Source organism: Rhodococcus sp. AQ5-07 (genome assembly GCF_009707305.1).
Taxonomy (GTDB): Bacteria; Actinomycetota; Actinomycetes; order Mycobacteriales; family Mycobacteriaceae; genus Rhodococcus_F; species Rhodococcus_F erythropolis.
Genome location: NZ_CP046100.1, coordinates 109093 through 128650 on the forward strand (window position 1 = coordinate 109093; position 19558 = coordinate 128650).

The 19558-nt window shown below is 61.5% G+C and carries 18 protein-coding genes; 3 read left to right on the top strand and 15 right to left on the bottom strand.

Annotation, left to right across the window (positions count from 1 at the left end):
• Positions 1-10: 10 nt before the first annotated feature.
• The 5 genes from GJB56_RS29815 to GJB56_RS29835 form a co-directional block, all read right to left on the bottom strand.
• Positions 11-1396, bottom strand: coding sequence for an exodeoxyribonuclease VII large subunit (locus tag GJB56_RS29815; protein WP_113683845.1), 1386 nt, complete (start codon positions 1394-1396; stop codon positions 11-13).
• Positions 1397-3240: 1844 nt separating this feature from the next.
• Positions 3241-3570, bottom strand: a complete 330-nt coding sequence (locus GJB56_RS29820) for a hypothetical protein (RefSeq protein WP_113683843.1) — start codon at positions 3568-3570, stop codon at positions 3241-3243.
• Entirely contained in the window at positions 3567-4127 is a 561-nt protein-coding gene (locus GJB56_RS29825; protein ID WP_113683842.1) for a hypothetical protein, read from the bottom strand. The genes GJB56_RS29820 and GJB56_RS29825 overlap by 4 nt, the downstream gene beginning before the upstream one ends.
• Positions 4124-4579, bottom strand: coding sequence for a hypothetical protein (locus GJB56_RS29830; RefSeq protein WP_113683841.1), 456 nt, complete (start codon positions 4577-4579; stop codon positions 4124-4126). Before GJB56_RS29830 ends, GJB56_RS29825 begins: the two co-directional genes overlap by 4 nt.
• A 301-nt stretch (positions 4580-4880) precedes the next feature.
• On the bottom strand, positions 4881-5192 hold the full coding sequence (locus GJB56_RS29835) for a hypothetical protein (protein ID WP_154606722.1): 312 nt from the start codon (positions 5190-5192) through the stop codon (positions 4881-4883).
• Between the two features lie 612 nt (positions 5193-5804).
• Here GJB56_RS29835 and GJB56_RS29840 point away from each other — a divergent pair.
• Positions 5805-6269, top strand: a complete 465-nt coding sequence (locus GJB56_RS29840; protein WP_080666669.1) for a helix-turn-helix domain-containing protein — start codon at positions 5805-5807, stop codon at positions 6267-6269.
• A 251-nt stretch (positions 6270-6520) separates the two neighbouring features.
• On the top strand, positions 6521-6877 hold the full coding sequence (locus GJB56_RS29845; protein WP_019749738.1) for a helix-turn-helix domain-containing protein: 357 nt from the start codon (positions 6521-6523) through the stop codon (positions 6875-6877).
• A 3-nt stretch (positions 6878-6880) separates the two neighbouring features.
• Here the strand turns inward: GJB56_RS29845 and GJB56_RS29850 are convergent, their stop codons facing one another.
• The 3 genes from GJB56_RS29850 to GJB56_RS29860 all read right to left on the bottom strand — a co-directional run bounded on the left by GJB56_RS29850 (position 6881) and on the right by GJB56_RS29860 (position 9038).
• Entirely contained in the window at positions 6881-7483 is a 603-nt protein-coding gene (locus tag GJB56_RS29850; protein ID WP_019749737.1) for a hypothetical protein, read from the bottom strand.
• Positions 7480-8376, bottom strand: a complete 897-nt coding sequence (locus GJB56_RS29855) for a hypothetical protein (RefSeq protein ID WP_195849638.1) — start codon at positions 8374-8376, stop codon at positions 7480-7482. The genes GJB56_RS29850 and GJB56_RS29855 overlap by 4 nt, the downstream gene beginning before the upstream one ends.
• A gap of 179 nt (positions 8377-8555) precedes the next feature.
• Complete coding sequence (locus GJB56_RS29860) at positions 8556-9038, bottom strand: hypothetical protein (protein ID WP_019749735.1); 483 nt, start codon at positions 9036-9038, stop codon at positions 8556-8558.
• Between the two features lie 187 nt (positions 9039-9225).
• On the opposite strand from GJB56_RS29860, the gene GJB56_RS29865 reads away from it, so the two are divergent.
• Positions 9226-10215 (top strand): DUF3068 domain-containing protein, encoded by a 990-nt coding sequence (locus tag GJB56_RS29865; protein WP_162793438.1) that lies wholly within the window; start codon positions 9226-9228, stop codon positions 10213-10215.
• Between the two features lie 40 nt (positions 10216-10255).
• Here GJB56_RS29865 and GJB56_RS29870 read toward each other — a convergent pair whose 3' ends face one another.
• The 7 genes from GJB56_RS29870 to GJB56_RS29900 form a co-directional block, all read right to left on the bottom strand.
• Complete coding sequence (locus tag GJB56_RS29870) at positions 10256-10840, bottom strand: hypothetical protein (protein WP_019749733.1); 585 nt, start codon at positions 10838-10840, stop codon at positions 10256-10258.
• Between the two features lie 151 nt (positions 10841-10991).
• The gene (locus tag GJB56_RS31810; protein ID WP_230091237.1) at positions 10992-11579 is read right to left on the bottom strand and encodes a hypothetical protein; all 588 of its coding nucleotides are present in this window, start codon (positions 11577-11579) and stop codon (positions 10992-10994) included.
• On the bottom strand, positions 11576-13150 hold the full coding sequence (locus tag GJB56_RS29880) for a peptidoglycan DD-metalloendopeptidase family protein (protein WP_113683835.1): 1575 nt from the start codon (positions 13148-13150) through the stop codon (positions 11576-11578). The genes GJB56_RS31810 and GJB56_RS29880 overlap by 4 nt, the downstream gene beginning before the upstream one ends.
• Positions 13147-13980: a hypothetical protein gene (locus tag GJB56_RS29885; protein ID WP_064689686.1), complete on the bottom strand. Its 834-nt coding sequence runs from the start codon at positions 13978-13980 to the stop codon at positions 13147-13149. Before GJB56_RS29885 ends, GJB56_RS29880 begins: the two co-directional genes overlap by 4 nt.
• Entirely contained in the window at positions 13980-16085 is a 2106-nt protein-coding gene (locus GJB56_RS29890) for a hypothetical protein (RefSeq protein WP_113683834.1), read from the bottom strand. Before GJB56_RS29890 ends, GJB56_RS29885 begins: the two co-directional genes overlap by 1 nt.
• Positions 16082-19129 carry an ATP-binding protein gene (locus GJB56_RS29895; protein WP_113683833.1) on the bottom strand — a complete coding sequence of 1016 codons (3048 nt, stop codon included), beginning with the start codon at positions 19127-19129 and terminating at the stop codon, positions 16082-16084. Before GJB56_RS29895 ends, GJB56_RS29890 begins: the two co-directional genes overlap by 4 nt.
• Positions 19126-19524 carry a hypothetical protein gene (locus GJB56_RS29900; RefSeq protein ID WP_019749729.1) on the bottom strand — a complete coding sequence of 133 codons (399 nt, stop codon included), beginning with the start codon at positions 19522-19524 and terminating at the stop codon, positions 19126-19128. Before GJB56_RS29900 ends, GJB56_RS29895 begins: the two co-directional genes overlap by 4 nt.
• Between the last annotated feature and the right edge of the window lie 34 nt (positions 19525-19558).

Below are 19558 nucleotides of genomic sequence, written 5' to 3' on the forward strand. Positions count from 1 at the left end.
GTGGGTGGTTTCACGGGTTCGTGAGAGTGGCAGGGACCTGCGCCCAGACAGCTCTGTGTCGTCGCGGAGTGCGGGCTTTCCTTGCTGCGTTGATCCATTCGATGGCGTCAACAGGCACTGCGCGTGTTCGAGTGGGTCGCGGCGGGGCGTCTGCCTGTCTTCTGTGCCGCCAACAAAGGGCCGTGATGACTGCTGTTGCGACGAGGATGACGGTGGGTGCAGTCAGGTCCTCGGACCTGGCCGTGGCGATCATGGCGGCTATAACGCCGGCCAGTGTTGCGATGAGCGCGGCCGTTGCCCAGTGATTCTTTACTCGGGCGGTGCCGCTGGCGTGTAGTTCGTTGAGGAAGGCGCCGCGCCATTCCTTCGCGTGTGAGGAGTTCACCGCGTTCATTTGTTCGAGTTCGCGGCAGCGTTCACACTGCGCGTCGAGTTGTGTTTGTGCGCTTGCGGTTTGTGAGGCGGGCGCAGGCACTGTTGCGGCGCGTGGCTTTCGCGCCCCGTTCCTTGCGAACAGCTTGCGGACGAGTTCGTGTCCGAAAGCTGTTGGAGTCGAGAAGTGATCTACTGCAAGACGTTCCGCGTTGCTTGTGTGATCGGCGGCGTGTCCGATCGCAACCATGACCGGTACCGGGCATTGGTGTATGGCACGAGCGAGTTCCGGATCGTTGAATGACCAGAGATCGGTCCAGTGGCCTCCGCCGCGAGTGATCAGGATGAGGTCGGCGCTTCCTTGCTCTATAGCTGCGAGGGCCTTGACGAGCTTTTCTGCAACAGTGTGGCGGTTCATCGAGACGGGTACATGCGTGAACTTTGGGAGTTGGATGCTTCCTTTGCCCTTATTTTCGATGACCGCTTGAATGTCTGTGACTGCTTTGGAGTTGTCGGGAGACAAGACTGTGACACGTTCAAGCCTATCGGGCCATGAACCCTTGGGAATGTCGCCACGATGGGTCAGCTGCTGCACGGCGGTGAGGTGCAGCTTCTCGGCGGCACTCACTGGGCCTTGAATTGTTTTCTCGGGTTGTGCTTGCCGTGCCTGCAAGACCAGTCTGTGAGTGGCGGGATGGTAGGTGAGGTCGCCGGCGATGGTTACTCCGGCTCCTACGGTGAAGTGCTGGAGAAAGTTTCGCTGTGTGTGACGGTATAGGTACTGGCCAACTGCGTCTGTCGTTGCGCGGTCGAACTGAACAGGGATGCTGACTACGGCTCGGTCAACGGGGACCGCGAGTTCCATGGTCCAACCGGACCTTAATGACTTCAGTTCGCGGCACTCTCCGGTGATGACCACCCTCATCTTCGAGCACGAGGCCAGATGCGAACGTACGAGTTCGCCTGCCTCTGCGATGGCAATCAAAGGCCCACGCTTTTCGGCCCACTGCTCCAAGTTATCCATCCCCCGCCTACTTCCCCCGTGAATTCGACCTTGGGAACGAGCCTGTCAGAGACCTCCGACAGGTTCACCGTCGAGGTGCAGGAGCCAGACAGAGCGCGAGGTAGCAAGACGATCCGCGAACATCGCCGCTCAGTTCGTGTGCCCACCATGAAAGACCGAACGCGTGGTCGTCGTGAGTACTCGACGGAAAGGGGTCTGAGTTGCTTGGAAGGTTCGAACGATTTCGATTCGAGTTGTTTCCGTCGCTCTGCTCGCATCGCGCTTTCGCAATTCTGCGCGTCGTTGGGATTGTTCCGAGCGCCGAAGGCGATCGTGTTCGAGCCTTCGTTCCGTCGGCGAGCTGACGGTCCAATCCAGTTGGGTCATTCGCCAACGCAGGAACGCGCTCGGCCGTGGGATGTGGTTTGGCCATGACCAGCCTCGTTGTTGGGTGTCTGTGGTGAGTTGGTGTGCGATGTCGCGGCCGGTCCATCGGGTGGTGTCGATTCCGGTTTGTTGGAGGGTGTCGCAGATTGCTCCGATGTGGCCGGCTGGTTTCAGTGTTGGTGCGTGGGCGATGAGTTCGGCTGCTGCGCGTTGGAGGTGGAGGGGTCGGGGTGTGGTTGTTGGTTGGTGTGTTGTCTTGCCCGCGTGCGTTTGTGCGCGCGTTGGTGAGATCTTGAAAGCAAGAGCTTTAAGTGCAAATCCCCCGGAGGGGGATAGGGGGTCACGGTGACCGGATTGTGGATGGTTCCGTGTGGTGGTTTTGGACCGGTATGCGTTGGTGCGCAGTGTGGCTCGGGAAGGTTTTCTGGGTTTTGTGAAGGGAGGGGTGACGGTCGTTGCTACCGGGCGGGGTGTGGTGAGCGCCCAGGTGGAGGCTGCACGGAATTGGCGGTAGCCGTGGTGTGATTCTGCGGCCATGGCTTCAAGGCGGCTGAGGTAGCGACCGCGGACGAGTTCTACTGCGACTCCGAGGGCTGTGAGGACTCGGCGGGCGCGTTTGACGGTGGAGGTGCTCACTCCTGCACGGCGGGCGATGGTCTCACGTGAGGCGGTCACTGAGCGTCCGGTTGCGCTTTCGGCGAGGGAGGCGTGGACGACGGCGACAGCGAAGACGGCTTCGGTGCTGATGGTGTGGGTTGTGCAGAGTGTCGTGCCGGTGGGGCAGTTGAGGAGGGTGCGGACTTGGTGTTGCCAGTGTGTGCGGCTGGTCCAGGTCGGGGTACGGCTGTAGGTGCCGTCGGGGATGGGGAGGGACCAGGAATTTCCGCGTTGGTTGCTGGTTCGGTTGAGTGTTTCGATGCGGGCGACGTTTTCGGTGGCTTGCTGTACGGCGTGGGCCCATTCGTCATCGGAGATCGAGGCGTGGCGCGTTGAGGGTGAGCGGTCGAGGATTGTGTTGTGTGGAAGTGTTGAAGCTGGTTCAGGGTGTGCGTTACCCTGAGATGTACCAGGCACAGGTAAATCCCTTCATGTGAGTGAAGAAGTGCAGTACAGAAGGCGGAGCGGTTACTTCGGCTTCATCAGTGACAGCGAGCCGGGCATGGCTTTGCTGTTGATTTGGCTCAGTGTGTGGCGAACCCCCGTAAGGGGGTTTCGTCGTTTCTGGACTGCGTCTATGGAGTTGTGTGTCAAGGCCTTTCGGATGTCACGCTGGGTGGTGGCGGGGCCTCTCTTTTCGGCGGTGTTCGGGTCAGGCCGGGTGTTTATCGAGAGCAGTTGCCGCTGGCGGTCTGTGACGGACGCCGGCCTCCGATGTGCGGATCTGTCGCGTGTCTAATGTCAGGAACGTGTGGTGCGAAGCGAAAACACCGCTCCCACAACACCTGCACACCCCAACGCGACAGCGAGAACGAGCGCAATCACGAATGATTCGCTCGAACGGGGATGTGCAGATCCAGAAGCCCGCGCAGCGCAACCGCGACCTCGTGAATCTGATCGACCGACGCCGTTTCCGGATCGGAGGCAACGAGATCTGCCACGTCGATGAGGTTGTCGCGCAACCCGACCGACAACTCGCGAGGGCCGGCGAGTGCGTCGATGGTGTCCCGGACGATTGTTTCGGCGAGTTGGCGTACTTCGGCCATCTCGGCGTCGGTGGGGAAGGTGATGCCGACTTCTTTCAGGAGCGCTGTGGAGGCGGTGCTGATCATGGATTCGATCAGCGGCGATCGATGCGGTGTTGTTGTCATGATGCTGCCCCCAAATGTGTGGAAACCGATGATGAGGCGGTGCGTGTGGGATGAATCCAGTGTTCGACGGCAGCAGTGATAGTCGTGCGGGCGGTGGCAGGGTCCTGTGCGGTGATGACGGCGGTGAATGCTGAGGTGACTGCTTCGATCGCGGAGGTCTCGAGTCCGTTGCAGTGGTCGAGTCCGTCGGTGATCAGCTCCAGTGCGGTGTTGAGGACTTCCCAGTGACCGTCCTCGTGCGGTGTATGCGCTGCGATGAGTTCGGTGGTGGGGAGTTGTTCTGCGGCCCACAGTTCTCGCACGTTGAGGGGGTGGATGGGGTGGGCGGTGAGTTGGCACAGTCGGGCGACGGGGGCGCAGACGTGGTCGAGTCCGTCGACGATCGCGGTCATTCCCCAGAGCGGGTGGGTGAGGAGGTCCGCGAGCCATTGCCATCGTTCGGCGGGAAGGCCGGTCGAGGCGGGGGAGGGGAGGGCCCCGGTACTGATCCCGTAGATGATGTCCGGGAGGGGACGGTGGGGGTTGTTCAGTTCGTCGAGCAAGCGGTGTGTTGTCATGTGGGGCAGTCCAATCGGGTGACGTCGAACGAGACTGATGTGCAGGGGTGAAGGTGTGCGGAATCCGTCGCACCGGTACGGATAGGTGCGAAGACGGCGGCATTTGAGGGGTCGACCCTCAACGGGCCGTGGGCTTCGATCAGATCGCGGGCATGAAGAACTGCGCGGGAGTCCACGTCGATCAACCCGTACACATCCGGTGAGTCACCGGTGTCCGGGTGATCGTGAATGAAGGTGCGGCGACTACGCAGGCGGCCGGCGACTTCGACGAGGATCCACAACCGGTCGTAGCGGTCCCGTACCGGCACATGGCCGTGGGTGTCGGCGAGGATCCCGTACATGGACCACGCTGATTCGAACGTCCTCAAGATCAGCGCCGCAGACTCATCCGATATCGATGTGTTGAGCGGCGGCGTGAAGACCGGAGCGAACGACCCCACTATCGGGGTCACGCAGCGCTCCCACGAGAAGCGCCGCGATGCCCGTCGACCCGCCGATAGTACGAACGCAACACCGCATCCGAGGTAATCGGCCGGCCACGATGACTGAACGGCACACCCGCCCAAATCATCGACCGAGGCGGAGTATCCGCCGCCACCATCGACGACAACTCCTTCCGGCAATCCGCCAAACGCGGGCACCGGAAACACTCAGCCTGCGCATCCACACCCGCGCGATACGAACCCTCATCCAGATCCCACGATTGAGGATCGACCGCGCACGCCAACACCGTCGGCGGCGGCACCGCGGCCCTCACGCGGCCACCTCCGAATCCCTGCGACGGCGCGTTGCTGTCGTCAACGACTCGTACAGGCCCAAGCGTTCACCGTCGACGATATTGCCGTGACTGTCATACGCGTTGCCCGCCATGATCATTCGCTGCGGACCATCACCGCGCTCCACGGCCGCGGCCGCATCTATACGGCACTGCGCCAACAACGGGCACGCCTCACACGAGGAGATCGCGCGGCGCCACTCCACCACCGTGCGCCCATCCATCTCCCACGACCGTGACTTCCCCGCGCACAAACCCTTACCCGGCTCGGCACCAACAATCGGCACCACACCCCGAACCTCCAACTCCACACGAACAGCTCGCACAGTCGGGCACACATCGCACTCCGACGAGAAAACGAACCCGCACCGCGCGCACCGACCAACCCGATCAGGATGATGCGAAGCAGCAACCCGAAGAAGATCGTCAGTACTGAACTGCGGCAACACGACCGCAGATGTTCCCCGGCCCTCACGGTGCGTCAACTCATGCAACGCGGCCGCAGCCTCCGGGCACAACGGAACAAGCTCCGAAACACTGAAACCGCAACCATCGCAACGCCCGCCGATCGACGAATGCCGCGCAACAAGCCGACGAAGCGTCAACGTCGATAACGCGGCATACCGATTGCGGAACACGTCATCCGGACCTGATGGGTCCACTAAGATAGACATCGCAGAGTCCTTTCTGCATCTGAAGAAAATGCTGGACGGGTTGCATCCCGTTTGGTCTGGTCCCTCGGTCGTTGGCGCGACTGGGGGACTCTTCCGTTTTTTGCTCTAGTTGTCTCCCTTGAGGTCGTTGACTACGACTTGACCGCCATCTAAAACCGGTCATCTAAAAATAGCCGCGTGTGCGAATGGTATCGAGGAGGCGGCACAGTGTCTACTAATGACAACGAGATGCGAAGGGTGCTGGCTGTGAGTCGGCGAGTGATGCGGGGGTTTTCCCCGTCAAGTCTTGTGGCTGCGCGCCGCACTGCGGGGATGTCACGTGCGGAATTGGCGCGGCGGGCGGGAGTGGGTGAAACGACGATCCGGCGCTGGGAGCAGTCGAATTCCTCTCCGCAGGTTGATCTTCTGGCGACTGTGGTGGCGGAGTTGGGTGTAGAGATCGCCGATATCGTGCAAGTGCCTGAGGATGACAGGTACCCGGGTGATTGGCGCGTCTTGAAGGGTTTAACCCAACCGCAACTTGGGATGCAGGCCGGCTTGCGGACACCGATCGTTGGAGGCATCGAGCGGGGCGAAATTCCGTTGTCAGACGTCGTGGCGGAGAAACTTGCCCCGGTTCTAGGTGTCTCGGTTGACGAGTTGCTCGCTGCGCATATGCGGGTTCGTCATCGGGGGCCTGAGGCGCCCGCCTAGGTCCAGGCTTTTCTTTGGTCGCCTTCGCTGTCGTGCTGACTGATGAAGTTACGCCGTTTCGGCTGCGGTGGGTCACCGCCTGTCGGTCCTGAATCTGTAAATCATTGCTGCCCCTCACGGTCGAGGTCAGCCTAAAACCGAAAACTTACTATTGCAAGTTGCGTTGGGCAGCGGGACTTGCCAGTATTGGAAATTGAACATTGGACCAGTGCGCCCATTCAGCACGGCGATTGAGGACGGAGGGACGAACGATGAGCACATTCGCAGAACGGCTCCGACATCTCTTCGACACGGTGCACCCGAGAGATCGTGGTCCGTACACGCAAACAGAAGTTGTGGACATAATCCGGTTCGGCGGCGGCAAGATGACTACCGGGTACATGTCTCAACTGCTGAGTGGTAAGCGTCAGTCGCCAGGCATAGAAACAGTTCGCGATATCTGCAATGTTTTTCATGTTCCGATGGACTACTTCAGTGACGAAGAAACGTATGAGTTGGTCAAGCACACCATCGCCTGGATCCAGGATGTTCGCGATAGTGAAGGTCAGCAGGTTGCAGCACGTGCCTACAACCCGTTTCGGAAGATGATGCAGTCTGACGATGACTAGTTTCTAAGCGATCAACGCATATGCAATCCCCGTTGTGACCGCTCCGGCGATAGCTCCGACGATCACCTGGCCCTTGGTGTGATCTCCCAGGTGAACCCGTGACCATCCGATTAACGGAGTCAATGCGAGAGCAAGTAGCCACCAGGGTGACAGCGCAAGCGCCAAAACTATGGTGACGCCGGCTGAAACTCCAGTGTGCACACTGACTTTCCAGTGGAGAACGCTAGTGATCAATGCAGCCACCACAAGCGCCGATAAGCCGGCAGTCATGAACGCGATCATTTGAATGGGTGCGCTCGCGATAATCTGAATGATCAACCCACCCAAGGCAACTGCGAGCAGTATGACAATGAGAAGGTGTCGTTCGCTGATGCTGGTGACGTGGTGATCGCCGATTTTCGACTTTCGCATCCCGTAGAGGATGACGCCCATCGGGACCACACCTGTGCAGATCGCGACGAAGATTCCCCATCCTGGCGCCCCGATGGAACACCCGAGGATCAATGAGGTCACGATGTTGATGACCCAGGGTGCGCCAATCTCGGTGAGCAACCGCGCGATCCGGTCGTGTCCTGAGGCTTTTCCCTGTACTCGTGTTTCTGTCATTGCTCAAGGACCAACTTTCGCTCGATTTCACGGGCGTACGCATCACCCAGTTCTCGAGCCCAACGGACATCTGAAGTAGCTGCCCGTGCTCGGAGATTGTCCGATCCCAATCCCTCCGGAATCCGATCAGTAATAATCCATTCCGCAACAGCATGTGCCACCTCTGTCCGGCTCAAGGCTGCACCTTGGTTCGGTAGAGCCTGTCTCTTGGCCTCCAAGCTCAGCGCGTCCAGCAGTTCCGCTGCGCGATCGGCGGCCCGATCAGCGGCGCCGCTTCCGGCCTCGGATGGCCGTAGGGCACCAGGCCAACGGGCAAGTAGCTCGGAGCGAAGGTCGTCAAAGGCCCGAAGTTGCGCTCGTGAGACGAGCGTAGTTCCCATCGCTGTAACCAAGACTCCCGCTGCGACAAAGAGAACGCCGACAACGGCCAGGAAGCGCGAGATCGCAAAGGGTGTCGGGGTCGGATCGATCAGTCCCCACCGTGCCGACCCCAGGTAGCCAATTCGGAGTGCGGCGTATGCGCTGAGTGCAGCGGCTCCGGGGGAAATGATGATGAGCCCCCAGCCGGTTGCCGTCCGCCGGTCTGCTTGCCGAATAGCGACGATTGTCACCATCAAGCACAACAGAAACGGATAGGCCATGCCCAGCATCAGGCCCTCTGCGTACCCCGGAAGAAATGCGTATTGGTTGTCGAAAGTCCGGTTGTCGGGGTTCGATGCCGGCCACGGAGTCTTGAAGAAGAAGTAGAACGAGAGCGCTGCGGTGGCAACTGAGAGTGAAATATGTAGCCAAAGTAGCTTTTTGAGATGCCGGGAGCTGGTGACGGTTGTGAACACAATGGCGGTGCCTACGCAGATTCCGCAGACGAGCAGCATTTTGATTGTGCCGGGCATTCCAGCCCCGAGTGTGACTCTGACAGCGCTCTCGACCGTTTTCACGTTGAGCGCCATATGAATCGACATGCACAGTAGAACAATGACTGCGCCTGCCAGAGTCCACGACCTGGAAAACCACCAACGCTGGATCCGGGTGGCCGCTGCAATGGCGAGTACTGCCGCCGCGAGAGCAGTGATCAACCGAGTGCCTCATCCAGTCGTGAACGAACCGAAGGATTCTGCGCGCGACGTGTGACGTGAAGCCGCCGCAGAAGCAGACTCCCGAATGCTTCAGCCTCGGCTTCTTCCGTCGAGACGGTGTCCACACAATCGCGTCGAAGCATCAGAGTTCCAAGATCACGCAACGCGGGTGGGAGGAAGTCGGTGGCCAAATCGATGGCCGGTCTGCCGGAGTGGTTCAACGCGATATGTCCCAACTCATGAGCAATCGTTCGGTCGCGAGCATGAACCCACCCTGCACAGGACACTTCATCGCGGTCGTGGTGTCGGACCCATTGACCAAATACACCGGGCGGGAGGACTGCGTCGTCCAGCACGGACAGTGGGCGTCCGCGGTCGCGCGACAATGCTTCGGCCATACCTTCAAGGGTTCGCGCTTCGTCGCCTACGGCAATGCGGAACAGGCGCTCGACTGCTCGAGCGACGGTTTTGTCTGCCACTTCGGGGCACCTCCTCACCGAGTATCCCCTACGGCCCCAACCGAACACCGTAGTCGTTGTTGTTGGTATCGCTCAACTGGGCGCTCAAGACTAGCGCAGTCACGGGCTCGCGCAGTCGAGCACAAGACACGCTAAGGTCGTCCGAATGTCGCCTAACTTGCGCCCCTCACGTCGACGCGCTGCCTGCGTGGCTATTGCGGCGGCAGGTTTTCTGCTGACAATGAGTGCGTTGGCGCCCACCTATGCCAAGGGTCAGCTGGTGAAAATTCCGTTGAGCATCGATGCGGCAACAGTGTCGACGGGTACTGCAGTATTGCTCGATGCTGCAGCGTTAGCGAAGGGCAAATTGGTTGTGGACAGCAATGTTCCGATCACGGTCCAGCAGCGCGTCACTGCCGAAGATCCGTCGGGATCCGACGTGGTGACCCTGCAGTCGGCGGTTCAGATGGTGCGGGACGATAGGGTCGGTTCGGCAGCGATTGTGAATGCGAGCATCGATCGTTCCACTGTCGACAGGATCTCGGCGATCCCGGTCGAGGAGCCGATAGGCTCGATCCAGACCGTGATGGACAAACCGGCGGAAGTTGTTGCGCATGAGGGACTTCAATTCAAATTTCCGTTCGACACTCAGAAACGAACTTATCCGTATTTTGACTCGACACTGCGGGATAGTTATGACGCGAACTTCATCGCGGAGGGTGAAATTGAAGGCGTTGACGTCTACAACTTCCGTCAGGAAATCGCGCCCGTGGAGATTGGTACGGAGATCACATTGCCCGCCTCCAGTTGGGGGAAACCAGGAACAAGCCCAGTCAGCATGAAGCGTTTCTATGGCATCACGCGCGAACTGTCAGTCGAACCCATTTCCGGCGCCATAGTCCAAGTGCAGCAACACTATAGGCAATATCTTGCGACATCCGCTTTAGCCCCTGAAACCATCACGATCATCGATGTAGCCCCCGAACTCGATTCCCAGACACAGCACGAACAGATCGAACGAGCCGTCATGTATCGAGACCAAATCCGGTGGGGTACGGACTACGGACCGGCAATCGGGGGCTCGGTCGGGCTGTTGCTTCTTCTTGGTGGGATATATCTCGGATGGATATCAACGAGACCCGGACCACAATCTCTGATAGTCCAAAATGAGAAGTCCGGCGATCTTGTGGCTCGATAGGTGCCGGAACTGATCGCGTCGGACCGCACTTTCGCTGTTGCTATTGAGAGCTGCAATCGACATGCATGGCGAGGTTAACCTTTTCGGCTGATTTGATCACCCAGTGTGGGGGTGTTCGCTCGTTGAGTTGGATTTCCACGTCACCTGTTTGGGGGACGTCCCAGGTCACACCCGATAGATACTGCTTGTTGCTGCCGAACTTGTTGTTCCATCCGATGTCGTAGTCGAGCGAGCTCTGCGGAGTGGTGAATTCTTGCGCGGCATAGTTCAGTTGACTGTTTTCGATGGTGACGGTTTGGGATCCGTGGGTGAGGACTGCATGCCAGCCGTTGGGTGCGGTGATGTCGACGGTGAGGTTGTCGCCTTCGCCTGTGCACTGCGCTTGGACCTGGTTGGCGGCGGGGAGGGTGATCTTGTCGTTGGCTTGCTGGTCGCCGACTCCGATTACCAGGTTTCCTCGCCAGGAGGAGGTTTCAGCTGGTGTGACGGTGCCGGCGCGACCGTTGCTTGCGCTGGTGGTGGAGCTGCCGTCCTTGTCGTTGGTGGGTGTCGAGTCCGAGCATGCGGTCAGTATCAGGAGTGCGGCAAGGACCCCGGTGACTGCGATGGCGGTGGTGCGTTTCATGTGTGTTCCCCTCCAATGTGGGTCGCGGGCCTGTTCGGGTCCGCTGACCCTGAAACCTTCTGTGCCTGTGTCTCGTTCGGCGCCCTGTTGGTTACGAACCTAGTCGATCGGTGCGAATCCTTTGTCGTGCAGTCACGGTGGGGATTGGTGGTCAGTAGTGGATGGTGTCGAGTAGCCACTGGTCACCACCTTTCGTGAGGGTCACCCAGACCGTGGTATCGGGTGTGACAGTGCTGGTTTCGTTTTCGGTGATTGCGGTTTGGTGGATGCTGGCGACTCGCTGGATGAGGGCGTCGGTGTCAGGTGGGCAGCCGGAGCATCCCAGGGTCACGTCGGCGACCACTTTGGCGTTGTTGGAGGCCCATTGGTTCCACTGTGCTCCTGGTCCTCGTTCGGTGTGCGTGTCGACGAGCAGGGTCTGTGCCAGGGTGTCGGTGAACCATTCCCGGGCGCGTGCGTATCCGTCGGTGGGGCTGCGGTCCGTTGCCGGGTACCAGGTGAACGCCACGGAAAGTGCCTGGCGAGCAGTGTTTTCGGCCACCTCCGTATCCGGATCCTCGGTGACGTCGATTGTTGTCGGAGCCGGCGAAGTCGAGATGGTCAGCGGCGCCGGTGCTGGGGCGGTCTGTTCGGCTGTCGCGGTTCCGGTCTCGTTGCCCCGGCCGGAGAGGAAGTACACCAGCCCGCCGACGAGGACGACAGTGACGGCGAGCAGAACCAGCTTGCGTGCGTTGCTCACAGAACCCTCCTGGCTTTCATATCGCTCTGCAGTGGAGCGTGTTTGACGACGTCCCCGGTGGTGGGGGCGTGGATCATCTGGCCTCCGCCGATCGCGATGCCGACGTGGCCAGGACCTGTTCCGGCCCACGAACCGAACACCAGATCCCCGGCTTGTGCTTGGTCGATCGGGATCTCGACTCCGACGTTCCACTGCTGTTCGGACGTCCGGGGCAGGGTGATCTTGTTTCCGCTGCCCTTGTAGATGGCGTAGCTGGTCAGTCCGGAGCAGTCGAATCCACCGCCGGTCGTGCCGTTGATGTTGCCGCCGCCCCAGACGTACGGGGTGCCGAGGAATTGGCGGGCAGCTTCGACGACCTGCGATCCGGACGCCGAACTGGGCGAGACCACGAGTTCGCCGCTACCGCCGGGGGACGCGAACTCTGCTTCGTATGCAAGGACTTTCGCAACGTAGGGCTGTGTCTGGGTGGTGTAGTCGCCGCCGCTGGGCATTCCGCGCGCATCCTTCACTGCGCCTTCGCCCGCGTTGTAGGAAGCGATGTAGAGCGATTTGGGATCGCCTTTGACTGATCCGTCGGCGATCCATCCGTCGACCTGGGCCGCGATGGCGCAGAAGTATCGGCCTTGAGCCATGATCGCATCCCCGTCGTCCCAGATCGAGATCTTGCCGTTGCCGTCGTCATCCTGGCCGTAAGAACCAAATGTTCTCGGCATGAACTGCGTGATACCTTGCGCTCCGCTGTCGGAGGCCAGTCCACGGACCAGGCCGGATTCGGCTTTCGCGTCTGCCGCCAGCAGCGAGGGCTTGATCTGGGGGCAGATCGATCCGGCTTTGCGGAACCACGGCTCCATTTCCGGAGGAACGGAACCGGCTTTGAGATCGCCACCACCTGCCACGCCGAAGCCGCCGCAGTCGATCGACGATGACGAGGCGGCCAGCTCGATGGCAGGAGAATCACTGCCCGCTTCGCCGGCGGGGGAGGGCACTCCGCCGAGCTTGGTCATCGGATCGACGGCGGTTCCGCCCTGCAGTCGTCCCCCGTCCCAGTATTCGAAATGCAAGTGTGCGCCGGTGGATTGGCCGTTGTTTCCGATGTTCGCGATGTGGTCGCCGGCCTTGACCTGCTGGCCTTCCGTGACGAGGACACCGTCGTCGAACATGTGGCCGTAGACGGTGCTCACAGGTTTGCCGTTGACGAGCGAGTCGAGCACGATCCAGTTCCCGAACCCGGATGCGGGCCCGGCCTTGACCGCGACGCCGTCGAGTGCCGCGTAGATCGGTGTCCCGACGGGGCCAGCGAAGTCGACGCCTTTGTGTTCGGTTCCCCAGCGAGGCCCGAACGGGGACGTGAACGTCGTCGTTCCGTCCTTGGTTGGCTGGGTGATCGGCCCCGATGCTTTCAGTTCGGTGTTGCCGGGCGCCGAGGTGGCTTTGTCGTCCCCCTCGCTCGACGAGTTTCCGCCGCAACGGTTGTGGGGGATCACCGGCTGCTGGGTGCATCCGGACAGCACCAGGATCGCAGCGGTGGCAGCGGTGAAGATCAGGGCCACCGCCTCACAGCGGCGACTCACAGCGTTCCTGGGAGCGGTGTGTCGAGGTCGGGAATCGGGATGGGGCCGGGAACAGGAACAGGTGCCGGTTCGAGGTCCGCCGAGGGAACAGCGACCGAGGTGGTCGCGGTCGGCGTCGTGGTCGAGGTAGCGCTCGGCGAGGTCGTCGACTTCGGAGCCGTGGTGGTTGTGGGGGCTTCCGAGGTCGGTGCGCTCGCGAGGGAAGGTGCGCCTAGCTTGTCGATCTCGCTGCGGTCCAGGGTGGGCAATGGATTCTGGACCTGCCATGTCGAACCCTTGTCGGTGCCCGACACTTTGAGCGTGATCCGCAGATTCCCCGCCTGCGTCGGGACGATGACCTGCACGGCGCTCTCACCGCCGGTGCCGGCCACGATCTCACTGCGCGTCGGGCCGGTGATCGCGACCGGTACGAGCGGGCGGGCATTGACCACCGTCACTCCGGGCGCTTCTGCGGTGTGCACGCCCAGCTTGGTCTTCCATTCGCTGTTCGAGAGTGACTGATCGATGTAGACGTGCGCGTAGGCCATCGCTGTCGCCGGTGCGCTCTCGGCTACCGAAGCGATCGACTTGCCGGCAATGGAGGATTCGGTCACTTCGATCAACTCGTAGCTCAGATCACCCGGGGTCGCGGACGCTGCTCCTGTCGTTGATGCGGTGGAGGCTGGGATCTTCGAGGCAGTGTTCGACGGGGTCGGGGATTGGCCGAACACTGCTCCCGCCACGAACAGCACACCGAACGCAGAGACGATCGTGATCGTCAGGTTGGTGCGCGAGTACAGCACCCACCGTCGGATCGGTGCGAGTACGGGATTGGCTGCGCTGGAGGGCATCAGCTGAACCTGTCGGTCGAATCGGGCGAAGCACCTGCGGAGGTCAACGACGGTGTCCACAGTCGGGCGGTGGACCGTGGAGGCGTCGACGCGTTCGAGCGCGTCGCACCCGAACGGGGTGTCGTCGACCCGGTGGAGACATCCCGCGAGGTCGGTGTGAACACCTTCATCGGCGCGATACTCGACCGCGGACCTCCGTCCCATGTCTCACTCACCGACGAAGAGCCGCGCGGCGAACCGGCTTCGGTTCCGACCAACTGGCGAGCGAGTGCCTGGCCTCGATTGGCGGCGGTACCTGCGGTTTGCGGCTGATCGGCGACGGGCCGCTTGAGGCCCGTAGAACTCTTCGCGGTACCGGCGAGGCTTCGGCGGCGCACATCGTTTTTGCGTGAATCCGTCAGACGCTGTTGACGATCCATCGTCTTACGCGCATCGACGCGCGACTTGTCGACCTCGTGGCGACGTCGCTGATTCAACTCACGTCCTTCTGGACGCACTGGTGTCACCGAATCCTTGTCGAGGTCACCACCGCGTTTGGTCGCCTTCCGAAGCGCCCCGACACCTTCCTCGACCATCGACGCCGCGGGACCGCCCACAACGGCGCTCCCGGCCTTGAAGAACTTCTGCTTCATCGACGTCTGCGCGTGACGAGCCTTGCGATTGAGTGCGCCCGCCTGGTTCTGGGTGAAGGTCTGAGTCATCCGCTTGAACGGACGCATGATGAACCAGCACACCGCAGTCAAGATGACCATGAACCACAGCCGCCACGTACCGTCGACGAGACCGTTGTCGGTGTCGTACAGCTTGACCAGCGCCATCAGATACAGCGCGATGATGACCGCGCCAGCCACGCCCCACATGTAGGCGGTGGCGATCATGCGGCACACGCGAGAGAGGGTGCCGCCGTGTGCGGCGGCGATCGGAACCCAGATCGGTGCGAAGAGAATTGCGAGTCGAATAGCCAGTAGCGCAGTGAGTTTGAGTATGGATGCGCCGATCCAAAGGATGGAAGGCATGGCGAGTTTGATCATCGCCATGAACCCTGTGCCGGTGCGTCCGGAGTCCTTGCCCTGGAACTGGCAGTACGAGAGGTTCAATCCGTCGAGTTTATCGATGATCTCGTCGTCGAACTTGGCTGCTTTCTCTTCGGCAAGCTTGCTCGCGGCTTCGTTGTCGCCGGCCACTTCTCGCTGCTCCGCGTACGAAAACGCGAGGGTATCGCGGAGCTTTGGTCCGAGTTGCAGTTCCTGGTCGTTGAAGTTCGTCCCGAACCATCCTTTGCGCCAGTCGTCGAGGAAGATCTTGTCGATCAGCACATTGCGGGGGTCTCCGGTGTTTCCGGACACGGACAACATCTGACCTTGTGTGTCGGTGATGACCGAACCGAAGGTGTCGTCGGCGACCTGGATGGCTTTTTGCGGTGCGCCGACGAACAGTGCTCCGATGGCCATTGCAGCGCCGGCGATCGCGACGGTGCGGGTCACGGCCGCGGCATTCGATTTGAGGGCGTTCCAGATGATGATCGTCGCGACCACCATCAATGCCACACCCAGCCACGTTCCGTAGACACCGAGCATTCCGTTGGAGATCGAGGCGACGATCTGATCGAACTGCACCATCGCCGGGGCGATCCCGGCCTCTTCGGCAGCTGCACCGGTCTTCGTCTGGTCGTCGAGCCAGAACGCGGCAGCTGCGAATCCCTTGCCGATTGCGAGGAATGTGTTGCCTAGGGTGGTGTCCGCGACTGCGTCGGGTGCGCGGACCAGGTCGTTGCCGCAGCCGAGGTCGTAGGTGTACCAGCGCAATCCGGCCCATCCGTAGGTTTCGTAGCCGGTGCCGCCCTGTTTTGGTTCGCGGTCTTTGCTCGAGGAATCGAACTCGGCAGCCATGACCGAGTTCGGGAACTCGGGGGAGGGGACGTCTTTGCAGTCGAATCCGCCGGCAGATGCGATCGGCCCACCCGGGGCGACGAGGGGCACCAGCACCAACGCTAGAACAGCGAGAACCCGCGCCAGATTGACGGTCAGCGCCCGAACGCGCGATCGGTGAGGGATTGCCTCATCCAGCTCTGCCGAGGGCGCTCTGAGCCCTCCGCGGGTATTCATGCGGCGCCGCCGAGCGCGTTCTTCGCCGACGAGGAATTCAGCGCCGCGAACACATGCGCGAGATGCACGTAGTGAATCCAGCTCGAACGCACCAGCTCCACGTCGTCGGCCATCCGGATCATCCAGCGCCGCGCTTCGTCCTGATAGGAGGTGTCGGTGTCCTCGTCGAGTGTGTCCTCGCCGCCGCTGCCCAGTTCAGCGAGGAACTGCTCGAACCCTTGCCCGGTGGGAAGTTTGAGCAGTTTCAGGGCACCTTCGATTGCATGCGGATCACCGCCGACGTCACCGACGAACACCTCGTAGGTCAGGGCGGTCTTGTCGTCGCTGCCGTCCAATCCGAGGAAATCATCCGGGAGCTGTGAGCAGACCAGCGCACGGACCTTGAATTTGCGTGAGTCGCGCGCGATTCGGAGGTTGAGGGTGCGGCCGGCACCTGTGGATTCGAGGTATTTGTTTTCGTCGAGGAAGAGCACCTTGCGCACGTGGCGAGGCTTTTCGTAGACGAGTCTGTTCGCCAGCCACGCGGCCATGTGCATCAACGGCGCCGTCATCCGTTGCTGCGGTGTCCACTGTGAGGACGGTGTGCCTTCGGGCGGTAGCTGCAGGCCCGGCATCGTCAGGATCGTCAGTCGGATGTCGGCGTCGAATGCATCCGCTCCACTGCCGATCGTGCCCGCTTCCGGGAACAGCACACGCGCTTCGGTGAGCTCCGACATCAAACTGAGCTGCTGGTACAACCCGTTCGCGCAGGTTTTGACGGCTTGGTCCGGATCGCTCACTCCGATGGATTGGATCGCGGCCAACACTTCTCGGAGGTTGTGGTTGCTGTCGCCGCCTACCATGTTCGCGGCCATGTGCAGCACGGGTTCGGTGTGTTCGAGATGCAGATGCCGTTCGGTGAGCATCATCTTGAGCACCGAGACGGCGACCTCGACACGCTCGGCGGAGGCTGCACGCATATCCGCATCGAACTTCGACTGCGCCGCCGCGAACGGATCTGCATCCCGGGCGTACTCGACGTTGCGGGCGTCGTACTCGGGATCGTCGCGACGTGGATCGGTGATCACGCGGTACGGGTTCAAGGCGCCAGCGCGTGAATCGCGACCGGTGAGGGCGTAGACGCGGGCGATGTCACGAAACTCCGGTAGACCGGCCAACGCAGCGAGCGGACCGGAGGGGTCGAGGACGACGCCGTACGCGCCGGCCCTCACGGCTTGGTAGACGATCATGCCGGCCAGGAACGTCTTACCCGAACCGGGTACCGCGACGATCGGCGTCAGCCCGGACTTGTGCTTGATCTCGTGCGCGGCGAACAGGTCCCAGATCACCGGGCGCGGCGAGATGGATCCGGTCTCGCCCAGTACGACACCGCGGCGGTCACCGATCCGGTCACTGACGGTCGCCATCCCGGCGGCGACTGCTTCGACATCCATGTGCCGTTTGTTGGCGATGTTGGCTTGCGGCTCACCCGGTATGAACTCGCGCAGCAACTGGTATTGACCGTGCTCTTGTTCGAGCGCGATGTGCGGGGAGTACATCTCCTGCAGATCGGAGACTTTCTGCCGCGCATCGTCGGGGTCGGTGCCGACCACCGCGAGGCGGTACCACCCGGTGGTTCGAGTCGAGAGTCCGGAATGGTCTTCTTCGACGTCGGAGATCACGTCCTGTGCGCGGGCGTGCTGCTCCGCCAACTCTTTCGGCGGGACCTGATCGTGTTCGACGGTGTAGTGGTCGAACTGCGATTCGATCTTGCCGGTCAGGGAGCGCATGGTGCGGATCGTTTTCGCTTTGTCGTGCAGCTCGATGCGATCGGACCATTCGAGAGGTTCACCGGACGGATCGCCGATGATCTGCCACGGCAGCATTCGTTCCGGAATCGGTAGGGGAGCCATGCGGCCGATCGTCAGCACGATCACCACGCCGGTGTACTTGCGGCCGTCGACGACGCCGGAGACGGTGGTGTACCCGTCGCCTGGGGTGAGGGAGAGGTCGGTGAGATCTTCCAGGGCGGCGACGTCGGTTTCTTCCCAGTCTCCGGCGCCGGCGATCGCACGGCCTGCTTCCAGTGGTAGACCGATGGTCGCTGATCGGCGTAGCAAGTAGTCGATCGCGGCCGGTGTGGCCGGTGTTGCTTTCACTCCGCGGCCGGACATGATTCGTTCGAGTGTGGCGAGGTGATCGGCAAGGGCCTTCTGCTCGCGTTCGAATGCGTCGTCGGCCCAGTTGTTCACCCCGGTGCACACTCTGCCCAGAAGTGGCCAGTGGGCGAGGTGGCGCAGCATTCGGGCGGTCCAGTCCAAACCTTGGCCGAGTGAGGAGCGTTGCGGCAGTTCGATACCCCAGTAGCGGCCTTTGATCGTCGCGTTGGACCACAACATCGCATGCTGCTGCCCGCGCAGGTAGTCCGCCCATGACAGTGCGCCGGGAACATCGGGAATCGGGGTTGCCCACTTGTCGTGATCGACTGCCCACTGTGCGACGGGGAACGGGGTGCGCACGAGGCGGCGATGCACCTTGTTGACGCCGGCCTTCTGCAGGTTGGTCAGGATGATCGCTTCGTCCTGGATGAAGCGGCGCTGCTTTCCGGTGGTGCGGAAATTCCACGGCCCCTGGCGTTGGACGAACCATGCGGTGGAGGTGATCGCGGTGCGGGTGATGTTCGCTGATGTGCCGGTCAGTTTCAGGCGTACCGCTTTTCGTTCGCGGTCTGCACGTTTCTTCGCTGCGGCCTTTTCGCGATCTGTCGCCGACTTTGCCCGCTTCTTGCCTGTGCGGCGACGCTGACGGCCGAGTACTTTGTCTGCGACGTGCTCCGGATCGGCCACTGGGGAGGTGTGGCCGTCGGTGTCGTCCTCGCCGTGGTCGTATTCAGAACTATCCGGAGTGTGTGCGGGTTCGGCTTTGGACCACGCACGCACCGGATGCGGAGCATACGACTGCACTGCAGCCCACGACGGCGGGAGCGCACCGGGAGGAATGACCGGAACCGGGTCGTCGAGCTTCGGATCGAACAGAGCCGCAATGTCGTTCTCGGGAGAGGTCATCGGTGATCCTCACCGTCGAGGCGAACAGGTACGACGGCACGTTCTCCTGTAGTCAACCGCTCAGGTAGCGAGATGAATACGGGTGCACCGCGCTTCGGTGGGCGCGGTGCAACGAGGTCGTTGAGGGCGGCCTTGAGAACCGACCGCAGTGGGCGGTCCGGGGTGACGAACTTCGCGATCCGGGTCGTAAGCCACACCGTGATCACGGCCATCACCATCAGCGATTTGAACCCGAGCGGGACGTGCAGAATTCCGCGGCCGATCACGAACACCACCACGAAAGCAACCACGCCGACGATGCCGGCCGTGTAGCGGATCCGCACGGGCAGTGGATAACCGGTCGGACCGAGGTAGTGCCGGTCCACGCGGTACATCAGGTCGTCGTTGTCGATCACCGAGCATCCCCTTCGAATGTTCTCTGCGCAGGCA